This window comes from Bacillus paralicheniformis (genome assembly GCF_002993925.1).
GTDB lineage: Bacteria > Bacillota > Bacilli > Bacillales > Bacillaceae > Bacillus > Bacillus paralicheniformis.
Genome location: NZ_CP023665.1, coordinates 2,015,363 through 2,034,857 on the forward strand (window position 1 = coordinate 2,015,363; position 19,495 = coordinate 2,034,857).

27 protein-coding genes and 1 pseudogene are annotated in these 19,495 nt (G+C 43.3%); 26 read left to right on the plus strand and 2 right to left on the minus strand.

Annotated features, from left to right (window positions below):
- Window positions 1-95 precede the first annotated feature (95 nt).
- The 17 genes and pseudogenes from CP943_RS10385 to CP943_RS10460 all read left to right on the plus strand — a co-directional run bounded on the left by CP943_RS10385 (window position 96) and on the right by CP943_RS10460 (window position 11,951).
- Complete coding sequence (locus CP943_RS10385; RefSeq protein ID WP_026579657.1) at window positions 96-536, plus strand: hypothetical protein; 441 nt, start codon at window positions 96-98, stop codon at window positions 534-536.
- A 61-nt stretch (window positions 537-597) separates the two neighbouring features.
- Window positions 598-1,137 carry a thiol-disulfide oxidoreductase ResA gene (gene resA, locus CP943_RS10390; RefSeq protein WP_105980974.1) on the plus strand — a complete coding sequence of 180 codons (540 nt, stop codon included), beginning with the start codon at window positions 598-600 and terminating at the stop codon, window positions 1,135-1,137.
- A 76-nt stretch (window positions 1,138-1,213) separates the two neighbouring features.
- A complete protein-coding gene (locus CP943_RS10395; RefSeq protein ID WP_023857602.1) occupies window positions 1,214-2,077 on the plus strand; it encodes a manganese catalase in 864 nt (287 codons plus the stop codon).
- Window positions 2,078-2,159: 82 nt separating this feature from the next.
- A complete protein-coding gene (locus CP943_RS10400) occupies window positions 2,160-2,960 on the plus strand; it encodes a DUF2935 domain-containing protein (protein WP_020451579.1) in 801 nt (266 codons plus the stop codon).
- A gap of 131 nt (window positions 2,961-3,091) precedes the next feature.
- Entirely contained in the window at window positions 3,092-3,586 is a 495-nt protein-coding gene (locus CP943_RS10405) for a GNAT family N-acetyltransferase (protein ID WP_105980975.1), read from the plus strand.
- 16 nt (window positions 3,587-3,602) lie between these two features.
- Window positions 3,603-3,905, plus strand: a complete 303-nt coding sequence (locus CP943_RS10410; RefSeq protein WP_020451581.1) for a hypothetical protein — start codon at window positions 3,603-3,605, stop codon at window positions 3,903-3,905.
- A 323-nt stretch (window positions 3,906-4,228) separates the two neighbouring features.
- Window positions 4,229-4,834 carry a TetR/AcrR family transcriptional regulator gene (locus CP943_RS10415; protein ID WP_020451582.1) on the plus strand — a complete coding sequence of 202 codons (606 nt, stop codon included), beginning with the start codon at window positions 4,229-4,231 and terminating at the stop codon, window positions 4,832-4,834.
- 228 nt (window positions 4,835-5,062) lie between these two features.
- On the plus strand, window positions 5,063-5,518 hold the full coding sequence (locus tag CP943_RS10420; RefSeq protein ID WP_020451583.1) for a MarR family winged helix-turn-helix transcriptional regulator: 456 nt from the start codon (window positions 5,063-5,065) through the stop codon (window positions 5,516-5,518).
- Between the two features lie 129 nt (window positions 5,519-5,647).
- Window positions 5,648-5,786 (plus strand): annotated as a pseudogene (locus CP943_RS10425) (nitroreductase family protein); the annotation flags it as partial.
- A 32-nt stretch (window positions 5,787-5,818) separates the two neighbouring features.
- Entirely contained in the window at window positions 5,819-6,757 is a 939-nt protein-coding gene (locus CP943_RS10430; protein ID WP_079289393.1) for a ring-cleaving dioxygenase, read from the plus strand.
- A gap of 21 nt (window positions 6,758-6,778) precedes the next feature.
- The gene (locus tag CP943_RS10435; RefSeq protein WP_020451585.1) at window positions 6,779-7,387 is read left to right on the plus strand and encodes a flavin reductase family protein; all 609 of its coding nucleotides are present in this window, start codon (window positions 6,779-6,781) and stop codon (window positions 7,385-7,387) included.
- Between the two features lie 201 nt (window positions 7,388-7,588).
- Window positions 7,589-8,203 (plus strand): NAD(P)H:quinone oxidoreductase, encoded by a 615-nt coding sequence (wrbA, locus tag CP943_RS10440; protein WP_020451586.1) that lies wholly within the window; start codon window positions 7,589-7,591, stop codon window positions 8,201-8,203.
- 310 nt (window positions 8,204-8,513) lie between these two features.
- A complete protein-coding gene (locus tag CP943_RS22440; protein ID WP_023857597.1) occupies window positions 8,514-8,654 on the plus strand; it encodes a hypothetical protein in 141 nt (46 codons plus the stop codon).
- Complete coding sequence (locus CP943_RS10445) at window positions 8,647-9,480, plus strand: prohibitin family protein (RefSeq protein ID WP_020451587.1); 834 nt, start codon at window positions 8,647-8,649, stop codon at window positions 9,478-9,480. Before CP943_RS22440 ends, CP943_RS10445 begins: the two co-directional genes overlap by 8 nt.
- A gap of 88 nt (window positions 9,481-9,568) precedes the next feature.
- Window positions 9,569-10,330 (plus strand): hypothetical protein, encoded by a 762-nt coding sequence (locus CP943_RS10450; protein ID WP_026579652.1) that lies wholly within the window; start codon window positions 9,569-9,571, stop codon window positions 10,328-10,330.
- 59 nt (window positions 10,331-10,389) lie between these two features.
- Window positions 10,390-11,229 (plus strand): thymidylate synthase, encoded by an 840-nt coding sequence (locus CP943_RS10455; protein ID WP_026579651.1) that lies wholly within the window; start codon window positions 10,390-10,392, stop codon window positions 11,227-11,229.
- A gap of 293 nt (window positions 11,230-11,522) precedes the next feature.
- On the plus strand, window positions 11,523-11,951 hold the full coding sequence (locus CP943_RS10460; protein ID WP_020451590.1) for a NucA/NucB deoxyribonuclease domain-containing protein: 429 nt from the start codon (window positions 11,523-11,525) through the stop codon (window positions 11,949-11,951).
- A gap of 198 nt (window positions 11,952-12,149) precedes the next feature.
- Here the strand turns inward: CP943_RS10460 and lexA are convergent, their stop codons facing one another.
- Window positions 12,150-12,773 carry a transcriptional repressor LexA gene (gene lexA, locus CP943_RS10470; protein ID WP_020451591.1) on the minus strand — a complete coding sequence of 208 codons (624 nt, stop codon included), beginning with the start codon at window positions 12,771-12,773 and terminating at the stop codon, window positions 12,150-12,152.
- A 151-nt stretch (window positions 12,774-12,924) separates the two neighbouring features.
- Here lexA and yneA point away from each other — a divergent pair, with 151 nt between their 5' ends.
- The 6 genes from yneA to CP943_RS10500 all read left to right on the plus strand — a co-directional run bounded on the left by yneA (window position 12,925) and on the right by CP943_RS10500 (window position 17,263).
- Window positions 12,925-13,236 carry a cell division suppressor protein YneA gene (gene yneA, locus CP943_RS10475; protein ID WP_020451592.1) on the plus strand — a complete coding sequence of 104 codons (312 nt, stop codon included), beginning with the start codon at window positions 12,925-12,927 and terminating at the stop codon, window positions 13,234-13,236.
- An 18-nt stretch (window positions 13,237-13,254) separates the two neighbouring features.
- Window positions 13,255-13,902 carry a YneB family resolvase-like protein gene (locus CP943_RS10480; RefSeq protein WP_020451593.1) on the plus strand — a complete coding sequence of 216 codons (648 nt, stop codon included), beginning with the start codon at window positions 13,255-13,257 and terminating at the stop codon, window positions 13,900-13,902.
- Window positions 13,903-13,967: 65 nt separating this feature from the next.
- Complete coding sequence (locus CP943_RS10485) at window positions 13,968-14,201, plus strand: DUF896 domain-containing protein (protein WP_020451594.1); 234 nt, start codon at window positions 13,968-13,970, stop codon at window positions 14,199-14,201.
- 163 nt (window positions 14,202-14,364) lie between these two features.
- Entirely contained in the window at window positions 14,365-16,368 is a 2,004-nt protein-coding gene (tkt, locus tag CP943_RS10490) for a transketolase (RefSeq protein ID WP_105980976.1), read from the plus strand.
- Window positions 16,369-16,522: 154 nt separating this feature from the next.
- Complete coding sequence (sirA, locus tag CP943_RS10495; RefSeq protein WP_020451596.1) at window positions 16,523-16,960, plus strand: sporulation inhibitor of replication protein SirA; 438 nt, start codon at window positions 16,523-16,525, stop codon at window positions 16,958-16,960.
- Window positions 16,961-17,044: 84 nt separating this feature from the next.
- Window positions 17,045-17,263: a YneF family protein gene (locus CP943_RS10500; protein ID WP_003182236.1), complete on the plus strand. Its 219-nt coding sequence runs from the start codon at window positions 17,045-17,047 to the stop codon at window positions 17,261-17,263.
- Between the two features lie 80 nt (window positions 17,264-17,343).
- Here CP943_RS10500 and CP943_RS10505 read toward each other — a convergent pair whose 3' ends face one another.
- Window positions 17,344-17,505: an aspartyl-phosphate phosphatase Spo0E family protein gene (locus CP943_RS10505; RefSeq protein WP_020451597.1), complete on the minus strand. Its 162-nt coding sequence runs from the start codon at window positions 17,503-17,505 to the stop codon at window positions 17,344-17,346.
- Window positions 17,506-17,747: 242 nt separating this feature from the next.
- On the opposite strand from CP943_RS10505, the gene CP943_RS10510 reads away from it, so the two are divergent.
- The 3 genes from CP943_RS10510 (at window position 17,748) to CP943_RS10520 (ending at window position 19,478) form a co-directional block, all read left to right on the plus strand.
- On the plus strand, window positions 17,748-18,455 hold the full coding sequence (locus CP943_RS10510) for a cytochrome c biogenesis protein CcdA (protein ID WP_035338653.1): 708 nt from the start codon (window positions 17,748-17,750) through the stop codon (window positions 18,453-18,455).
- A gap of 83 nt (window positions 18,456-18,538) precedes the next feature.
- The gene (locus CP943_RS10515; RefSeq protein ID WP_020451599.1) at window positions 18,539-18,910 is read left to right on the plus strand and encodes a response regulator; all 372 of its coding nucleotides are present in this window, start codon (window positions 18,539-18,541) and stop codon (window positions 18,908-18,910) included.
- A 73-nt stretch (window positions 18,911-18,983) separates the two neighbouring features.
- The gene (locus CP943_RS10520; RefSeq protein ID WP_020451600.1) at window positions 18,984-19,478 is read left to right on the plus strand and encodes a CcdC family protein; all 495 of its coding nucleotides are present in this window, start codon (window positions 18,984-18,986) and stop codon (window positions 19,476-19,478) included.
- Window positions 19,479-19,495: the final 17 nt, after the last annotated feature.

Here is a 19,495-nt window from a genome sequence, read left to right on the forward strand (position 1 = left end):
GATCGTTCGGCACACTCATCTTGACACGGGAGATTAAATTTCAATATCCTTTTTATTCAATAAAGTTTATAATATGGAAAAAGGGAGGGGCGCCAATGAAAAAAATTTTATTTTTGATGTTGTTTTCAATCATGATGGCCTGCAGTTTTCATATTCACCCTGCTGATGCCGCGGTTACAAAAGATGAGAAAAAGACGACCATGACAATGAGTGAAGATCAAGTGGGATTTTTTATGGCGGACAGCACCAATGTAAATTACTACCCGACATGGCTGTATTATAAGTTTACGATTTTTAATGCAGAAGGCTGTACACTCAACATCAAGCTGCAGAGAATCACGTTAACAGGACATGCGATCACTTTAAGCGAGAAAGAATTTACTGGAAATCATCTTCATTTAAGTGCTGCAGATAAAGTGAGCGGGACGCCGCACCGCAATCATTTCCTGGATATCACAAAAGTGTCAGGCTGCGGAGATGTTGGAATTACAGGCTTTTACGGCTTTGAGCATGAAATGCCGGACTACTCATCATAAAGAAAGCCCAGCAGAGGAGAGTCCTTTTTTCATATTAGGGCTAACATATCGGGAGAAAAAAATGAAAAAACAAACGCTGCTTTTATTGAGAGGCGCCATCCTCTTGCTCCTATGTTGTGCGGCTGGTTTTGCTCTTTATCAGCATATTGCCGGAGGCCGGAATGAACAGGCAGGCACTGCCCTTCATCAGCAGGCATTACATTTTAAATTATCGACTTTAGAGGGCGGTGACATCGAACTGAAAAAATTACGGGGAAAGGCGGTGGTTGTCAACTTTTGGGGGACTTTTTGTACACCGTGCAAAGAGGAGATGCCGGTCATGCAAAAAGCTTATGACCGTTTTAAAGGAGACGGTTTTGAAATCATCGCTGTCAATGTGCGTGAATCGAAAGGTGCGGTAAAGAGCTTTGTCGACCGCCATGGCTTAACTTTTCCGGTCGCTTTGGATCAATCGGCTGAAGCTTACCGTTCTTGGGAAATTTATTATTTGCCTACAAGTATATTCATTAATCGGGAAGGAAGACCAGAGCGGATGTATGTCGGAGGAATGTCTGAGCGGCAAGTTGATATGTGGATTGAAGACCTTCTTAGCGGTTCATAGAAACTCATTTAAAAGGGATAGACAAACACCTATTGTTCTTATCGTTCATAAGGTAGCTCAGGAGAGGAGCGATCTTATGTTTTTTCATATTAAAGAACTGCAGTATCATGCAAAGCCTGAAAAACCCGATCCATTATTTGCGAAAAAGCTGCAGGAAATACTGGGAGGACAGTTCGGGGAAATATCAGTAGCTCTGCAATATCTTTTTCAAGGCTGGAGTGTCAGAGGAAACGGCAAGTACAAAGATCTGCTGATGGATACAGGAGCTGAAGAGCTCGCCCATATCGAGATGCTGGCGACGATGATTGCAAGGCTTTTGGACGGTGCGCCGGTCGGCGATCTTGAAAAAGCTGCAAAAGATCCGGTGCTCGGTGCCATTCTCGGAGGGATGAATCCGCAGCATGCCATCGTATCAGGATTAGGGGCGATGCCGGCCGACAGTGTGGGAAACCGCTGGACTGCCGATTATATTATTGCAAGCGGAAATTTGCTTGCCGACTTTCGAGCAAATTTAAACGCGGAATCACAGGGACGCCTGCAGGCTGTCCGCCTTTATGAAGAGACGACGGACCGCGGTGTCAAAGATATGCTGTCCTGGCTGATTGCAAGGGATACGATGCATCAAAACCAGTGGCTTGCGGCCATTAAAGAACTGGAAGCGAAAGAAAATGTCGTCGTCCCAAGCACGTTTCCGCGCCATCTGGAAAAAAGGGAAGTCTCCCATGTATTATTTAATTTTTCAAGAGGCAACGAGAGCGCTACAGGCAGATGGGCGAAGGGACCGAGCATGGATGGGGAAGGCGTTTTTCAGTATGTTGAACATCCTCAGCCCCTTGCGAAAAAACCGGTGCTAAAACCTGCGCCTGCATATATTCATGATACGCCGCCATCGGTTATTCAACATCCCCGGGATGACATACTGCCTCCGAATCTTTATTGATCAGCTTCTATTTGCATGATCATATTTCGGGCTTGCAGCGAATAGCCATAGTGAAGAATGGTATTTAAAGGGAGGCGCAAGCTTGAAAACTTATAAGGAGACGGCCGTTTTTGAACATAAATTTTGGCTTCAGGTTTTGGGTGATCATGCGCGTTTTATTTTGGATTCTTTGGCTGAAAGGGAAAAAGAAGATATTCAAAAGGCGAAGCAGTTCAAGCAGACGTTTGATGTTTTGCTGAAAAAAGTGAATGCTTCGCCTGATTTGTATTCATTAACGCTTGAAGCTGAAGAATATGCCCTTCAATTCAGGAAATTTAAACTCTCCATCATTAAAAGGCACCTGACAGGCGATATTAAAATTCACCTTCCTCCGACTTTTATCAACCATATGGTAAATGAACTGGAGGAGTACTTGCTTGTGCTAAAATACTTAAAAAAACGGGAAGTGCCGCCTGTTTTCCACGAGTTGCACCACCATATGCTGTGGCTGATGGATGCCGCCGGACATGCTGGAGCAATTGCCGATGACCTGGATGCGGTGGAAAAACGGTTGAAAGAGAAGAGCAGGGAGTTTGTCAAACACTTTGAACAGTTCTATATTAAATCCGTTGAATTGACGGGGTATCTCAGAGCGAATGTTGAATCTTTTCCCGCTCTCAGAAGGATGAATAAAGACGTGAAGCTTGAGATTGAGCTGTTTCGTACCTTTTTGAAAGAAGTGGAGGAGCTGGAGCTTACAGATCAGATGCTCGGTACGTTCTCCGCGCTGATGGCAGACCACATGATGAGGGAAGAATGCTATTATTTAATGAAAATCGCCGAATCGACAAATACGCAAAAACCTGCGTGCGACCCTGCGAAACCGAGGCTGCTTGAAAAGTAATGCCGGCGGTTTTGCTATTTTTTTTGATGAAGCCGCGAATCGATCTTGGCACCTGCGGTTTGCACAGCCTTTTTCATGCGATTATAATTCAGAATATATAGATAATCTAAAAACTGTTTGGAGGGCCTTTCTTGCATGTCAGAAAATTAACAGCTTTAGATGCAGAAAACTATCTGAAGCTTTGTGAAACGATCGATGAAGAATCTGAATTCATGCTGTTTGAACCGGGTGAACGAAAGCTTCAGGCACAACGTCAAATCAAACAGATCCAATCCGGCGTGTGTGAAGTTTTTGTTTGTGCGGCTGATGACGGAAGCTTAGTCGGATATGTTGCAGCAGTCAGAGGACAGGTTCAGAGAACACGCCACCGTGCCCATATCATCATCGGCATACGCCAAACATATATTGGACAAGGTATTGGAGTAAAGCTGTTTCAGGCATTGGGAAAATGGGCCTGTGAAGAAAAGCTTCACAGACTTGAGCTGACTGTCATGACCCATCATACAGCCGCCGTGCGTTTATACAAAAAAATGGGTTTTATCATTGAAGGCACTAAAAAGCACGCTTTGAAAGTAAAAGGACAATATGTTGATGAATATGTCATGTCCAAATTAATCAACGAATAGCAAATGGAGGTTTCAAATGAAAGACGGGTGCCATCAGGCCATCGCGGCTGTCAGCTACTACAAAACAGAACGGACGATTGATTTTAACCGGCAAACCTATACAAAAAAGCATAATCAAATGTACCTGTACAACGATAAAATTTTAACTGCAAGCCGCCAGTATCGCCTTGAGCACGTCCACGATGTATCATACAGACCTTTTTCCGAGGCCGGTTTGCTTTACCTCCATACGAACCAGGGGGTATTTGCTTATGAAGTGGATGCGGACCCCGGGTATTTCATAGAGGCTTTTAAAAAACAGAAAAATCCAATTAAATAAATTACAATATATATGAAGTTTTTAGCAGTAAATGCTAGAATGAATGTTGGGAATTTTGCAAGGAAAGGAACATACGGCTACCGGCCTGTTAGGGCGATTGACCTTGTTGACTTACCAGGCTAATGTCACTTGGCGGTGTTTATATGTCACTGCTATGCTTGATGAAAGAACGTCCGCTTAGGCTGCAAGTGTATGTTTGAGCAAAAGATTTTAAGCGTCTTTTTCCAATTTTCTTTAACATAACGAGTCCTTGACGTTCCCAGTATATCTCAATACATAGATGGTTAACTTAATTAGAGAAGTAGAGAGGACAGGACAGCTTAATGAAAAAGAAGACACAGAATACGGTTCAAAAGATCGTAGAAGCCGGATATCATCTGTTCGCCCAAAATGGATATTCGGCAACCTCTGTAGATGAAATTATGAAAGAAGCCGGATTTTCTAAAGCTACGTTTTATTTGTATTTCAAGTCAAAGGAGATGCTGTTTCTCCATATTATGAATGAGCAAATGGAAGATCGCTTTCAAACCAGCATGAATTGTTTTCGAAAAAAGACGCTGAGGGGATTGCTCGCAGGGATTGAACACTTGATTCAAACATCAAATAAAGAGCATTCGACAGCTTTGTTTTTGGAATTTATGGCAAATAGTCATAGATATCCTGAGATTCAAAGAAAAGTAGCCCTTCTGTATGAGCAGTGGAGAGAGTTTTTTGTCGAACTGATCGAGCAGCTTCAGGAAGAAGGCATCGTTCAAAAACAGCTCAATCCGAAGGTGATGGCCACCACGCTGATTGCAATCTTTAACGGATACAACCATCAACACCACGCGGATCCCTCGATTAATAAACAGGAACAGCTTCAGTCCATTATTTTCTTGCTGAATCCGAAGCTGCATCTCCAGATAAAAGACAAACTATTTCATGTATGACAAGACTTCTGAAACAGCCGGCGCTGCCGACCTTGAGTCGGCGGTTTTTTGTGTTAGATCCGAATCCTGCTTGGTCAATGGTACGCCCAAATCAACTGCACCCGTTTAACAATTCTGTCTCATCGGTTTTAACTCGTAATAATAATAACCCGTTTTAAAAAGTTGACAACAGCAAATCGTTATTATACAATTATCTCGAATTCGAGATAATTAAAAAGGATGAATACCGTGGGCAGTCAGGAAATGGAGAGATACGAAGAGGAGTTGTCTTTAAAGGCATTTATTGTGTTGTCTCGTGCACTGCAATCGATTAAAAAGCGTGTGGAAGAGGATATTAAATGTTTAGGACTAAACCCAACTGAGTTTGCTGTTCTAGAATTAGTCTATAGTAAAGGCGATCAGCCGATCCAAAAAATAGGCGAAAAAGTATTAATCGCAAGCAGCAGCATTACCTATGTTGTAGATAAGTTGGAGAAGAAAAAGTTAATAGAGAGAAGGCCTTGTCCTAAAGATCGCCGTATAACATACGCTGCTTTAACGAATGAAGGAACTGCACTGATGAACAATCTTTTTCCAAAACATAAAACAGCTATGAAAGGCATTTTCGGCGGCTTAGACATAAAAGAAAAAGAAGTTCTAATTGAAAAGTTAAAAAAACTTGGCTTCCATGCCCAAAGCATGTAAATTTTTTTATGACAATATCTCGAATTCGAAATATATGAATTCATGATAATGAGAAATAAATATTGAACTGGGTATTCTATTTCTGAACAGGAGCTTCATGACATAACAAGATCCTGGGCTCATCTAAAGGTTAAAGAGGTGTTGAATATAAGTGAACAATATGAAGTTGTCATGATGATCACCCTCGGGAAGGAAAAAATAAAAAGCAGAAAAACCACGGGGATTTAGAAAACCTGTAAATGAATTTGTAACGTATTTCTCATCATAAAGCTATGTTTCATGAAAGAGGAGTGAAGTGGAATGAAAAAGAAAACAAGCGGAATCCATCACATTACAGCGATTGTCGGCCATCCGCAAGAGAACGTGGATTTTTACGCTGGCGTTCTTGGTTTACGTTTAGTGAAAAAAACCGTTAATTTTGATGATCCGGGAACATACCACCTCTATTTTGGCAATGAAGGCGGGAAACCGGGAACGATTATTACATTCTTTCCTTGGGCAGGTGCCCGTCGAGGAGTCATTGGAGATGGTCAAGTGGGAGTGACTTCTTACGTCGTTCCTAAAGGCGCAATGGCTTTTTGGGAAAATAGATTAGCAAAATTCAATGTGCCTTATACAAAAATGAACCGTTTTGGAGAGGAATACTTGGAGTTCGATGATCCTCATGGTCTTCATCTGGAAATTGTCGAAAGAGAACAAGGGGTAAAGAACAGCTGGAAAGTAGGGGAAATAACACCGGACAATGCAATCAAAGGATTTGGCGGAGCAACACTGTTATCCAAACAACCCGAAAAAACGGCTGAATTATTAGAAAAGGTCATGGGACTTGAAAAAGTTGGAGAAGAAGGAGATTTTGTACGTTTTCGTTCTGCTGGTGACATAGGAAATATAATTGATTTGAAATTAACAACTATAGGAAGCGGACAAATGGGGACGGGTACAGTTCACCATATTGCCTGGAGAGCCATTGATGACAATGATCAATTGGAATGGCAAAAATATGTTGCGGAAAACGGATACCGTGTTACACCTGTGCAAGACAGAAATTATTTTAACGCGATTTATTTCAGAGAACACGGGGAAATCTTATTTGAAATTGCAACAGATCCACCAGGATTCGCCCATGATGAATCGTATGAAACAATGGGAGAACAGTTAATGCTGCCGGCCCAGTATGAACACTACAGAGAGCAGTTAGAAAGAAGATTAATTCCTGTAACAGTGAAGGCGCTGGATTAATTTTTGTAAGGAAGTGATTCGATGCTGTCCATTGATCCCAATACAAAAACAGAAAGAGAGAACTACAAGTTTTTAATCGGGAGTATTATACCGAGACCTGTTGCATTTGTTACAAGTTTATCAGAGGAGGGCGTCTTAAACGGAGCTCCTTTTAGCTACTTTAATATTGTATCTTCAAATCCTCCGATGATCTCCCTTTCTATTCAACGTTTTGAAGGGAGCCAAAAGGATACAGCGAGAAACATTTTGAACAGCAAAGAATTTGTGGTCCATATCGTTGATGAACAAAACGTTGAAAAAATGAATTTAACGGCCGCCAGCCTACCACCAAGTCAAAGTGAAGTTCAGTTAGCGGAGTTAACCCCCGTTGAAAGTATGAAAGTCTCGGTGCCGGGCGTGATAGAAGCAAAAGTGCGTATGGAATGTGTTCTGGAGTATTCATTAGAGTTGGGAGATAAGCACTCTGACGGATGCGATTTTATGATAGGCAGAGTCGTTCAATATCATATCGAAAGCGGCATCTATGAAAATGGAAAAATCGATCCAAGAGGCCTCGGCGCCATCAGTCGTTTAGCCGGGCATGATTACGCAAAGATTGGCGAAATCTTCACCAGAAAAAGACCGAAGTAATATAACCATCCATAATATCTCGAAATTGAGATTTATTAAATTGAAATGTTTTAAGTTTATTCTAGCAAGGAATAATAATGGCAGCGAAACACTTCAAGGGGGTGGTTCTTAAAAGGTTTGCCGAAAAGAAAACAAAAAAGCAGGTGTGAAAACATGGGATTTTTAGACAAACTATTTAGAAAATCAAAGGAGCTGGATCATATGTCAAATGTAAAATTAGCTGTAGTTTTTTATAGTATGGGCGGAACAAACTATCAATTAGCCAAATGGGCTGCAGAAGGTGCAGAAGAAGCAGGTGCTGAAGTCAGAGTTTTAAAAGTACAAGAATTGGCTCCGCAATCAGCCATTGAGGGAAATGAAGTGTGGAAATCCACTGTTGATGCAACAAAGGACATTCCAGTCGTATCCTCAGAAGATATAGAGTGGGCAGATGCTATTATATTCAGTACACCAACACGCTTTGGCAATATGGCATCCCAAATGAAACAGTTTCTTGATACACAAGGCGGACTTTGGGCAAACGGAAAGACAGTAAATAAGGTTGTAAGCGCAATGTCCTCCGCTCAAAATCCACATGGTGGTCAAGAAGCAACAATCTTGTCCTTATATACTTCAATGATGCACTGGGGAGCTATTATTGCTTCTCCGGGATACACTGATCCTGTCCTCTTCGGGGCTGGCGGAAATCCATATGGAACGAGTGTTACAGTCGATCAAAACGGGAAGATGATTGAAGACGTGGAAGCTGCAGTGAAACATCAAGCTAAACGCACAGTGACTGTAGCTGAATGGGTTAAAAAGGGCAATCAACAATAATTGAAATTTAATATTTTTAAAAGAGCCAATCATTTGGCTCTTTTTTTAGTATGTGCCCAGCTGATAGTTGGTTCGGCATGCCGCTTCGTCTTCATTTGACTGCGAACACGCCATGATATACGCGGCATAAAGAGTAAGTTATCCGACATATCCTTTAACGATGCCATTGATTTCGCAATTGCAATGATAAAATTTTTTCTATTACATTTTAAAAAAATGAAACTTTAAGTTCATATGAACGTAAACATAAGTGAAATGATTTTATTTAGTCATACGATCAATCAACAAATGCAAAAGGGGTGAAACAAAAGTGAAAGTCATGATTGGTTCGATCATATTGCTATCCATTATAGGGTTTGGCGTATGGCTTATGTTAAGCCCGCTTTTTAAAAAAGTCGGAAGCGGGGCGAGCAAAATAAAGAAAACGCTGGAGGATGACAAAGATGAATGAAAAACAACCAAAGAAGAATAAAAACAAAACGCTGCTCGGCGGAATCATTGTCGCTGTTGCTTTAATTATCGGAGGATTCACAGCTTCCTTGTTCATCGAGAAAATTCCGAACGGATATGTCGGCGTCGTTTATTCTCCGAATGGCGGGGTGAAATCGGAAACGCTTGATCAAGGCTGGCATTTAGTCGGACTGTTTGACAAAGTCACAAGATATCCGGTGCGGATGCAGACTGTAAACAATCAGGATATTCAAGTGGCTACTTCTGACGGCAAAAACATCTCAATGGACATCGCCTACAACTATGTCGTTCAGCCTGATAAAGTCGTAGAATTGTTTAATAAATTCGGAGCGGTCGATATTGAATCAATCGAAAACAGCTACTTGAAAACAAGGCTGTGGGACGCTGCAAGAAAGTCGATTTCCAAATACTCCGTCATTGATACATACGGACAAAAATCATCTGATGCCGCCGCAGAAATCCAAAAAACATTTGCAGATGATATGAAGGGGCTCGGCTTTGTCATTGACGATTTAACACTCGGTGTGCCAAAGCCTGATAAAGCGACCCAGGAAGCGATTGACGCGCGCGTGAAGTCTTCGCAGGAACTGGAAAGAACGCAGACAGAGCTGAAGATCGCCGAAGCGGAAGCGAAAAAGAAAAAGATCGAAGCTCAAGGTATTGCCGAGTATAATGAAATTATTAAAAAATCGATGTCAGATGAAATGATCAAGTATCAATGGATCCAAAAATGGGACGGAAAAATGCCTAAAGCGACAGGATCGAATTCCCTGATCCAGATTCCGACTGATGAGAAAGGAAAATAAAACGAAAAAATCCCTTGCTAAGGGATTTTTTTCGTCTCGGTCGCCCGTATATAATAGTGTTAACAATCGCTTCTGGACAGGGGGGAAGATGATGTTTGCTCCGGATGCCATTCTCCGTACGTGGAGAAGATTCGACGCTTTTCCGATGGAAACGCTGACAAAGGCATGGTTTTATCATCAGGGAGGGGATCAGAAACAGCGGAACGTCTCAATGATGAAGGAACACCACCAAGAGTACGGCATTGCCGGCAATTGCTTTGACCTTTCGATTTGGCTGCTGGACGAGTTTACAAAAGACGGAGTGGAAGCTTTTCCGATCGGCCGTTCGTTCAAAACAGAACGCGCGCATGCCGCAGTCATCGCGCTTGATGAAAGAGGACGGCGCTTTTTATGTGATCTGGGAGATCAATGGCTGCAGCCGATTCTGATCGACTGCGAATGTGAAGATTATACCAGTGAAAAGCTGGACGGTTTTTTCCCGGCAGCACAAATTCAAGTCAAGCCGACAACCGGCGGAGTTAAGGTCCTTTACCATCGGCCGAACGGAAAGGTGTCAACTCAAGTCTACTCTACAGAGCCTGTTGACATGTCCGTTTTTTGGGAGGCAGCTGAATGCTCGCAAGCGGCATTGAAGCCTGCGCCATTACTGGAATGCAGAATTCCGTTTCAACATGAAATCGCGCATTGGGAATTCAGCGGCTGGGACATATATCTTAGCACGAGCAAAGGATTATACAGAGAAGCGAAGCCGGACACAATTGAAGGCTGGACTGAGAAAATCCATGATGTCACCGGATACGATAAAAATGTTATCAAGAAAGCGTTGGAGATTTATCAAACCCGCGTATGATCTTAAATCTTGAAAAAAACTCATTTTATACATATCATGTGGAAAGAGGAGAGGATAAGATGAGCCATTATGACCAGCAATACAATGCAATCATTCAAAAAATTATTGAATCAGGGATCTCCGATGAAGAATATCAGGTCCGGACGAAGTGGGATTCAGACGGAACGCCGGCTCATACGCTGAGCATCATGAGCGAAAAAATGCGGTTTGACAATTCGGAAGTGCCGATTTTGACGACGAAGAAGGTGGCGTGGAAAACGGCCATCAAAGAGCTGCTTTGGATCTGGCAGCTGAAATCCAATGATGTTCAAGTTTTGAACGATATGGGGGTTCATATTTGGGATCAATGGCGGCTTGAAGACGGCACAATCGGAGCAGCCTACGGCTATCAATTAGCGAAGAAAAACAGAACGGTTAACGGGCAGAAAGCCGATCAAGTGGATTATTTGCTCCATCAGTTAAAGCATAATCCGTCTTCACGCAGGCATTTGACCATGCTGTGGAATCCCGATGACTTGGACGGCATGGCCTTGACGCCCTGCGTCTATGAGACGCAATGGTATGTGAAAGAAGGAAAGCTCTCTTTGGAAGTAAGAGCGAGAAGCAATGACATGGCGCTTGGCAACCCGTTCAATGTGTTCCAATATAACGTCTTGCAGCGCATGATCGCCCAAGTCCTCGGTTATGAGCTGGGCGAATACATCTTCAATATCGGCGACTGTCACATCTATACCCGTCACATCGATAATTTAAACATTCAGATGAAACGCGAGCAATATGAAGCGCCGAAGCTGTGGATCAACCCGGACATCAAAAACTTTTATGACTTTACAATCGATGATTTTAAATTAATTGACTATAAGCACGGCGACAAGCTGACATTTGAAGTTGCCGTATAAACAGGCGGATTTTCCGCCTGTTTTTTTGTTGTGTGAATGAATCATTTTTAAAAAATACAACGATGAAAAAATTTGCATATCCGGCTGCCGCATGTTTCCTGACGGCAGCCGTGTATACGTTTAGAGCGGACGCAAAAAGCACATGCAGTTTTTCACGGGTATGCCCCGAGCATTTAACTTACGTTTATTTACACATTCTAAACGTCTTTTTCACAAAGAGCCCGAAAAGCAAAAACAATTCTCTCTTAATCTGTTAGTGACACCAGCATATACAAGAGGAGGTTGTTTTTGTCATGATCAAAAAATGGGCGGTTCATCTGCTGTTTTCCGCATTGGTGCTGCTTGGGCTTTCGGGAGGGGCTGCATATTCTCCTCAGCATGCCGAAGGCGCTGCAAGGTATGATGACGTATTGTATTTTCCGGCATCGCGCTATCCTGAAACAGGTGCTCATATAAGCGATGCGATCAAAGCGGGCCATTCAGATGTCTGCACAATTGAAAGATCTGGAGCGGATAAGCGCCGTCAGGAATCATTAAAGGGGATTCCGACTAAGCCGGGCTTTGACCGTGACGAATGGCCGATGGCCATGTGTGAAGAAGGGGGAAAAGGAGCGTCGGTCAGATATGTCAGCTCATCGGATAACCGCGGAGCCGGCTCCTGGGTCGGGAACAGGCTGAGCGATTACGCTGACGGGACGAGAATTTTGTTTATCGTTCGATAAAAGGGAGACAACGATAAATGTTTCCTCAAGGAAACATTTTTGTTGACAGGAAAACTTGTTTGGGGGATAATGGTAATGTAAGCATATGATCAATCCCTCTGTTTCAGGCTCGCATCCTTCATTTCCGTATGGATGTGAGCCTGTTTTTTCGTGCGAAAAAAAACCGCCGACCGGCGGTTTTGCTGATGAGTCCGTTTTTTAATGAACCGTGCGGAATACGCCAATGACTTTTCCGAGAATCGTCACATTCTGGAGGATGATCGGTTCCATCGTCGGGTTTTCCGGCTGAAGGCGGATATGGGTTTCTTCCTTGAAAAACCGCTTAACAGTCGCTTCGTCGTCTTCGGTCATCGCAACGACGATATCTCCGTTGTTTGCGGTATTCTGCTGTTTGACTATCACATAATCCTGATCAAGAATTCCGGCATCGATCATGCTTTCGCCCATGATCTCCAGCATAAAGACATGCTCATCCGGCGGCGCCAGGCGGTCTGGAAGCGGAAAGTATTCCTCAATGTTTTCGACTGCGGTAATCGGCGTACCGGCCGTCACCTTTCCGATGACCGGGACATTGACAACCTGGTTTTTTGGAATGTGAATTTCTTCCTCTGTATCGAGAATTTCGATCGCTCTCGGCTTCGTCGGATCCCTTCTGATCAATCCCTTCGTTTCAAGCCTTGCCAAGTGGCCGTGTACCGTTGAACTTGACGCCAGGCCGACCGCTTCTCCGATCTCCCTGACGGAAGGCGGATAGCCTTTGCGTTTCACTTCTTCTTTAATGAAACGCAAAATATCAAGTTGTCTTTTTGATAGCTTCGTCATTTTTTGCACCTCAAAACGTCGATTTTAGCTAGATTATAGCATGTTTTTCCTTTGAGTACAAACATAGGTTCGAAAAAAACGATTGACAGAAACATTTGTTCGTATGTATACTGAAATCATAAAACCGAACAAACATTCTGGGGTGATGGATATGAAAAGAGAATCATTGATTTTTGTCAGTCTGTTTACTGCTGTGATCAGCTGCTGTATTCTGTTTGTGTCTTTTGCCGGTAAAATCGAAGAAAGAAAGCAATATGTTAAAATAGAAGTGCAGGAAGGCGATACATTGTGGGAGCTGGCCGACCGGATCAAAGGCGGAAAACCCGCTGACAAACAAAAATTCATCGAATGGGTCGCCGATAAAAACAATCTGCCGACCTCCGTTATTAAACCGGGCGATGTTTTGGTCCTGCCGGTAGCCAAACAGCACTCCGATCAATATCAGCTTGCAGTTGTAGAATAAATGATTGAGGGGATTTCCATGAATGCGATTATTTACACCAGGGTAAGCACTGCGAAGGAGCAGCAGGAAACCTCATTAAAACGGCAGGCTGAAGAGCTCCAGTCGCTTGCCGCCGAGCACGGGATGAACGTCGTGAACGTCATTTCCGAACAGGCGAGCGGATATGAGATGGACCGCGACGGCGTCTTCGATCTGCTCGAGGAAATCAAAACATCAGACATTGACGCAGTTTTAATACAGGATGATACGCGACTTGGAAGAGGGAATGCCAAAATTGCCCTTCTTCACTGTTTATATAAAGAAGGCGTTCAAATCTACACGCTGGCTCACCGGGGAAAACTTGAGCTTTCCGAAGCGGATTCGATGGTTTTGGAGATTGTCGGCATTGTCGAAGAATACCAGCGGAAAATACATAACCTGAAAATTAAGCGGGGAATGAAGAAGGCGGTCGAAAACGGCTACCGCCCGGAGAGGAATCTGAAACACCGCAATGAAGGCGGCGGGAGAGAGCGGATCGAAGCGCCTCTTTCAGAAATCGTCAGGCTCAGGGAGAACAAGCTGACGTTTGCGGAGATTGCAGCCGTGTTGAGAGGGTTCGGATACAGCATTTCAAAAGCAACCGTTCACCGCCGCTACCAGGAGTATAAGGACGGCCTTGCAGACTAATCTGTTGTCAAACGAAAGCGGATTTAGTAGTATGATGGATATATACCGAATCAAAGGAGTATCTTATGATTTCTAATGAAAAAATAGCCAGAATTAACGAGCTTGCCAAAAAAGCAAAGAGCGGATCTTTAACAGACGAAGAAAAAGCAGAACAGCAGAAGCTTCGCCAGGAATATCTTCAAGGCGTCCGCGCGTCTATGAAAAACACGTTGAAAACTGTGACGATTGTTGATCCTGAAGGTAATGATGTGACGCCTGAAAAGCTCAAACAGGAAAAAAGAAACCGCCGATTGCATTAATTTGGGGAATACGCCGATATCGTATTCCCTTTTTGTATATACTACAATTTAAAATGAAGGTAAAGATTCGTCATTTTTCACTGCTTTTGAGCTGAAATGGTTGTGAAAACCGATGGGTAGATTTATGATAAGAAAGTAGAGTCCATACAGGAAGGGGATCATAATGAAAACGATTGAATTAAAATCTGTCGCAACAATACGAACACTCTCCATAGACGCGATTGAAAAAGCTAAATCCGGTCACCCCGGCATGCCGATGGGGACTGCTCCGATGGCTTATGCGCTTTGGACAAAAATGATGAATGTCAGCCCTGAAAATCCGAATTGGTTTAACAGGGACCGTTTTGTGCTGTCCGCCGGACACGGATCAATGCTTCTGTACAGCATGCTTCACTTAAGCGGGTATGACGTTTCAATTGAAGACCTCAAGAATTTCCGCCAATGGGGAAGCAAAACGCCTGGACATCCGGAATTCGGACATACTCCGGGTGTAGATGCGACGACAGGCCCGCTTGGCCAAGGAATCGGAATGGCTGTCGGAATGGCGCTTGCTGAACGTCACCTTGCGGAAACTTACAACCGTGACGACTATCGCGTCGTTGATCATTATACATACAGCATTTGCGGTGACGGAGACTTGATGGAGGGAATTTCATCGGAAGCGGCTTCGCTTGCGGGACATTTGAAACTCGGCCGTCTCATCGTGCTTTATGATTCAAATGACATTTCGCTTGACGGTGAATTAAACCGCTCATTCTCTGAAAATGTGAAGCAGCGTTTTGAAGCGATGAATTGGGAAGTGCTTTATGTTGAAGACGGCAATAACATTGCCGAGATTACGGCGGCCGTCGAGAAAGCGAAACAAAATGAAAAGCAGCCGACATTAATTGAAGTGAAAACAACGATCGGTTTCGGCTCTCCAAACCGCGCGGGAACATCCGGCGTTCACGGTGCTCCGCTTGGCTCAGAAGAGGCGAAATTAACGAAGGAAGCGTATGAATGGACATACGAAGAAGATTTTCATGTCCCTTCTGAAGTGTACGAACACTTTAACGAAACAGTGAAAGAAGCGGGCAAGAAAAAAGAGGCGGAATGGAACGAGCTGTTCTCCGCATACAAGAAAGCCCACCCGGAACTTGCCGAAGAGCTTGAACTTGCGATGAAGGGCGAGCTTCCTGAAGGTTGGGATCAGAAAGTACCTGCGTATGAGAAAGGAAGCAGCCTTGCTTCGCGTGCATCCTCAGGGGAAGTATTAAACGGAATCGCACAACAAGTGCCGTTCTTCTTTGGCGGATCCGCTGACTTGGCCGGCTCCAACAAAACGACAATCAAAAACGGCGGAGATTTTTCAGCGAGAGATTACGCCGGCAGAAATATCTGGTTCGGTGTACGTGAATTTGCGATGGGAGCAGCTTTGAACGGAATGGCTCTCCACGGTGGCCTTCGCGTATTCGGCGGAACGTTCTTCGTTTTCTCCGACTATCTGAGACCTGCGATCCGTCTTGCGGCATTAATGGGGCTTCCTGTCACATATGTGTTTACACATGACAGCATTGCCGTCGGAGAAGACGGACCGACTCATGAGCCGATTGAACAGCTGGCATCACTTCGTGCGATGCCGAACTTGTCCGTCATCAGACCTGCAGACGGAAATGAAACAGCAGCAGCCTGGAAACTGGCGCTTCAATCAAAAAGTCAGCCGACTGCGCTTGTGTTGACACGTCAAAACTTGCCGACAATCGATCAGTCTCCTGAAGCAGCTTATGAAGGCGTTGAAAAAGGTGGATATGTCGTTTCGAAAAGCCAAAACGAAAAACCGCAAGCGATCTTGCTTGCGAGCGGATCTGAAGTTGGCCTTGCGCTTGAAGCACAAAGCGAGCTGAAAAAAGAAGGCATTGACGTATCCGTTGTCAGCGTTCCGTCTTGGGATCGTTTCGACAAGCAGCCGGCCGAATATAAAAACGCTGTTCTTCCAACTGATGTGACAAAGCGTCTCGCAATTGAAATGGGATCACCGCTCGGATGGGAGAGATATACCGGCACTGACGGGGACATTCTCGGAATCGACCATTTCGGTGCTTCAGCTCCCGGCGAAACGATCATGAAAGAATACGGTTTTACGCCTGCGAATGTAGTTGACCGGGTGAAAAAACTGTTAAATCGCTAATCGGGCATATGAAAGAGAATGATCTGCGGATCATTCTCTTTTTTTCATTTCGACAAAATTAGTCGCTTCTTTTATCATCATCAGACAATTATTTCTAACCCCCTTTTGTATAATAGAAAGCATATATTCTTCGATACAGGGGGATGAGACAGTGATGGAACGCCATTATTATACGTATTTGATAGAAGAGGAATTTGCCAGCCATTATTTTGGAAGAGAGTCTGTCATGTTCAAGCTGTTTTACGATTATCATTGGACGAGCCCCGATCAAAAGTCTCCATTAGCCGCCAAGCAGATCGAGTTCATTACAAAACCGATTCCCGCAGCCCATATACACAAAAGAATGAAAATGAACCTCTGCCGGGAAGACTATACACAAGTTGACTATGTATACAGATTGATTGTTCCAAAAGGAAGCGCTTCTTTTATTATCAAAGACCGACATATTGAGATTTTGGCGAAGGGTCCATTCGATGCCGAAACGGTATTCTTTGAGGTTTTGCGGAAAGTAAGTCCGTGTTTCCTTGCGATGGATTTTAATATGAAACGTTACGGCTGGCTGAACCCTGTGAAAGAAAGAAATTTTGTATAAAAAAAAGAATTTGGACTGTAAATGTTGTATAATAGCGTTTGGTTTAGTACACTTTATACGAGACAACATGAAGGAGGAAATTAAATGGATTTATGGGTTGTCATCCTAGTGGGCGTTTTAGCATTGCTCGCAGGTGTTGCACTCGGATTTTTTATTGCTCGTAAATATATGATGAACTATTTGAAAAAAAATCCGCCAATTAATGAACAAATGCTGCGCATGATGATGATGCAGATGGGTATGAAACCATCCCAGAAGAAAATTAATCAAATGATGAAAGCCATGGAAAATCAAACGAAATAATACGAATGCGATTATGACATAGAAGGAACATGGTTATAAAATAAAAAACCCGCTTCCGGGTTTTTTATTTTGATCTATGATTATTGTGTATGTCCGAGAGATAGTTTTTGGTATTCCAAAAGAAGGATATCCAGCTGCTGGCTGTGCTGAATGGTGATATGTGAAGTCATGCCGTTTGTCATGACGATTTTTAGCAGCTCTTTTCTTTTTTCCTCAATTTCATGAAGCAGATTTTCTTTCATCACAGGAATTTATCCTTTCTTCTGTAAAAATCATCTTTTTGTTGCCTACTAAATGTTATTATATCCATATATAGGTTCCTTTTCAATTCTGAAGGTGATAAGGGTAAATTGTCAAAATTGATTATATAAAGAAATTCGTGAAACCAACATCCTTTTTTGTGATATGTTAGGAAATTGAAATGTAATTGTCATATCAAATGATTTTCTTTCATAGTATTCCAAAAAATAGAAGGGAGAAAGAGATGGCTGATATCAACTATATTCTCGCTTTCGGTGCAGGGTTTCTATCGTTTATTTCGCCATGCTGCCTGCCGCTGTATCCCGCTTTTTTATCATATATTACAGGTGTCAGCATGAGTGAAATCCATTCTGACAGACTTATGTTTCAAAAAAGGAGCCTGATACATACAATCTTTTTCCTGATTGGCTTTTCGATGATCTTTGTGGCTCTCGGCTACAGCACATCGCTTGTCGGGTCCTTTTTTAAGGATTATCATCAGCTCATCAGGCAGCTTGGTGCGGTATTCATCATCTTTTTTGGATTTGTCACACTGGGGGTTTTTAAGCCTGAATTTTTAATGAAAGAAAGGCGCCTCCATTTTAAAAACAGGCCCGGCGGCCTGCTCGGTTCTGTCGGAATCGGAATGGCATTTGCCGCCGGCTGGACGCCCTGCACCGGTCCGATTCTTGCAGCGGTCATCACACTCGCCGGAACGAACCCGATGTCGGCCGTGCCTTATATGGTGCTTTATGCGCTTGGATTCAGCCTGCCGTTTCTGCTCCTGTCTTTTTTCATGACAAAGATGAAATGGCTTCGGAAGCATCAGCTCCTCATCATGAAGATCGGCGGAATTGCAATGATTGCAGTCGGAATCCTGCTGTTCTTTGACTGGATGACGAAAATCATTATCGTACTGTCAGGCCTGTTCGGCGATTTCAGAGGCTTTTAGATACCTGGCTAAGGACCGCCTTGGTTTTTTGTTATAATAGGACTTATTCACAGCAAAATTGAATAATGATGTTGGAGGGGAGTATGACAAGGGTTTTAATTGTTGATGATGCAAAATTTATGAGAGATAAAATCAGAGAAATACTTGAAACAGAAGACTTGCAAGTCGCGGGTGAAGCCGGGAACGGGGAAGAAGCTGTTTTGCTTTATCAAGAGCTGCAGCCGGACTTGGTTATCATGGATATTACAATGCCTGTGAAAAACGGGATTGAAGCTTTAAAGGACATGATCCAGCTGAACCCGAAGGTGAAAGTGATCATGTGTACGGCCATGCGGCAAAAGCGAATCGTTGTTGAAGCGATCGAAGCCGGAGCCAAGGACTTTATCGTCAAGCCTTTCGAGGAGACGAAAGTCGTCGAAGCGATTCGCCACGTGCTCGGAAATCCTTGCAGCTGAAAAACCTGAACATGGTTTTTTTCTTCGTTTTGGAGTATAGTAACAAGTAGAGAAATTAGCTTTAGAAAAAGGGATGATATGTATGATGATCGTCGTTTCATCTATACTTGCCGTCGTGATGGCCGTCATTGTCATGGCTGTCAGAATCAAGTCATCTGAAAAACCGGCTACGGCCAAAAAAATTATACTGCCTCCGATTTTTATGAGCACCGGTGCTCTCATGTTTTTATTTCCGATGTTCCACGTGACCGGTGCCGAATTTTTGGAAGCTCTCACAGTGGGCATGATCTTTTCTATTTTCTTAATTAAAACCTCAAAATTTGAAATCCGCGATGATAAAATCTATATTAAACGCTCCAAATCGTTTGTGTTTATTTTAATTGCGCTGCTCGTCATCCGGATCGCGATGAAGAGCATATTAAGCACAACGATCGATTACGGCGCACTGAGCGGAATGTTTTGGATTCTGGCTTTCGGGATGATCGTTCCTTGGCGGATTGCCATGTTTTTATCGTTCAGAAAGCTTTCAAGCCAGATTGAAGCGTCAAATCACATACAGGTCAATTAAAACAAAACCTTTCCTTC